Genomic DNA, 2,335 nt, shown 5'->3' with positions numbered 1-2,335 from the left:
CCGAGGTTTTCCCGCAGGGTGGTGCCTTCGTATTCGGTGCGGAACAGCCCGCGTTGCTGCAGCAGTGGAATCACCTGCTCGACGAACAGGTCGATGCCGCCCGGGAAGTACGGGAAGAACACGTTAAACCCGTCACAGGCACGGGCTTCGAACCACTGCTCGAAGAAGTCGGCAATGTCTTCGGCGGTGCCGATTACCGGGTTGCCGGCGGTCAGGTGCAGGTACAGCTGGCGGATGCTCAGGTTCTGGCTGCGGGCCAGTTCCAGCAGTTTGTCGCGACGGCTGCCGCGCTGGCCTACCGGGGTTTCCGGCAGCGGGCCGTCGAGGTCGTAGCCCGACAGGTCGATGTCATCGCCCAGGGTGTCGGCCAGGAAGCGCAGGCCCAGCACCGGGTCCACCAGGGCCTGGAACTCTTCGAACAGCGCCTGGGCCTGTTCGCGGGTTTCGCCGATAAACGGGGTGACACCGGGCAGGATCTTGATGTGGTCGGGGTCACGGCCAAAGGCGGCGGCGCGTTGCTTGATGTCTTGATAGAAAGCCTGGGCGCCGGCCAGGTCATGGTTGACCGCAAAAATCAGCTCGGCAACGCGGGCGGCGAGGGCCTTGCCGGGTTCCGACGCACCGGCCTGCACCAGCACCGGATGGCCCTGTGGAGGGCGGGCGACGTTGAGTGGGCCACGTACGGAAAAATGTTCGCCGCGATGATTCAGGGTGTGCAGTTTGGCCGGGTCGAAATACTCCCCGCTGGCCTTGTCGCGGGTGAAGGCGTCGTCGTCCCAGCTGTCCCACAGGCCCTTGACCACGTCGTGGAATTCTTCGGCGCGCTGGTAGCGGTCGCCATGGTCGATATGGGTTTCGCGGCCGAAGTTCCAGGCCTCATCCGAGACCACCGAGGTCACCAGGTTCCAGGCGGCGCGCCCCTTGGACAGATGATCGAGGGAGGCGAACTTGCGGGCGATATGGTACGGCTCGTTGTAGCTGGTGGTGGCGGTGGCGATCAGGCCGATGTTGCTGGTGACGGCTGCCAAAGCGGCCATCAGGGTCAAGGGTTCGAAGTGTTCGGCGCGGGCAGTGCGGCTGAGGGCGTCATGATGATGGCCCCACAGGGCGACCACGTCGGCGACGAACAAGGCGTCGAATTTGCCGCGTTCGGCGGTTTGCGCGATGTGTTTGAAGTGCTCGAAATCCAGGCTGGCATCCGCCTGGGCCAGGGGATGGCGCCAGGCCGATACATGGTGGCCGCTGTTGGCCAGGAAGGCCCCCAGCTTGAGTTGATCGGTACGTCGGGTCATGGGCAGGCTCCCGCAAAAGGTCAGGCGCAGGGCCGGCGAACCGGCCCCGCGGGCTGGGTCAGAAGGCGTACGTCACGCCGGTGTACCAATAGCCACCGGTGGTGCCGTAAGGCGAAAAGGTACCGTACGGGAAGCCGCCGGAACTGCTTACCAGGTCGGTGCGTTTCGGGTACTTGTTGAACAGGTTGTTGGCCCCCGCATTCAGGGTCACGGCCTTGGTCAGGTGGTAGTCGATGTTCAGGTCAGTGATCCAGGTCGGCGCGAAGTTACGGTCGTAGATCTCGGCGGTGCCGTACTCGGTGTAGGAGCCGTAGCGGGTCAGGTTGAGGCTGGTTTCAACCTTGTCGTAGGTCCAGGTGGTGCCCAGCAGCAGCTTGGATTGCGGCAAGCCGTACTTGAGGTTGCCCTGGCGCTGGCGGTCATAGCCACCGTCCGGGCCGAGGGCCTGGGCGGCCACGGTCGAGGCGTGGATCGAGTCGATCTGGGTGGTGTTCCAGTTGAAGCCGGCGCTGTATTTCAGGCTGCCATAGGCACCGATGTCCTGGCGGTAGTCGCCCACCAGGTCGACGCCGCGGGTGGTGGTGTCGAGGGCGTTGGTGAAGTAGGTCACCGCCTGGTTCGGGTTGAGCCCGGCGGCGGCGAGGATCGCGCTGATTTGCGGCGTGCCGCCCAGGTAACCGGTCTGGGCGATGCGGTCCTTGATCACGATCTGGTAGGCATCCAGGGTGATGTTGGTGTTGTCAGTGGGTTGCAGGGTCAGCCCGATGCTGTAGTTGGTCGACTTTTCAGGCTTGAGGGTGGTCGCGCCCAGGGCCTTGGCCACATCGGAGTTCACCGCCACGTTGCGGTAGTCGAACAGTTGCCCGTTGACGCTGGTTTGCGAGGTGGAGCTGTAGATCTGCTGGGCCAGGGACGGTGCGCGGAACCCGGTGCTGACGGTGCCGCGCAAGGCCAGGATCGGGGTCAGCTGGTAGCGGGTGGAGAACTTGCCGTTGGTGGTGGTGCCCGAGCCGTCGTTGTAGTGCTCGTAGCGCCCGGCCAGG

The 2,335-nt window shown here is 64.6% G+C and carries 2 protein-coding genes; both read right to left on the bottom strand.

Annotation, left to right across the window (positions count from 1 at the left end; genetic code table 11):
* Positions 1-1,292 (bottom strand): LLM class flavin-dependent oxidoreductase (locus tag HX869_RS20950; RefSeq protein WP_178903589.1); only part of this gene is annotated, 1,292 nt, incomplete at its 3' end.
* A 58-nt stretch (positions 1,293-1,350) separates the two neighbouring features.
* Positions 1,351-2,335, bottom strand: a 985-nt coding sequence (locus HX869_RS20945; RefSeq protein WP_178903588.1) for a TonB-dependent receptor domain-containing protein, incomplete at its 5' end; no start/stop codon positions are given.

Origin of the sequence: Pseudomonas sp. P7779 (assembly GCF_013386315.1) — a bacterium.
Classification (GTDB): domain Bacteria; phylum Pseudomonadota; class Gammaproteobacteria; order Pseudomonadales; family Pseudomonadaceae; genus Aquipseudomonas.
Note: the sequence above shows the minus strand (reverse complement) of the source record. Positions and strands in the feature narration are given on the sequence as shown.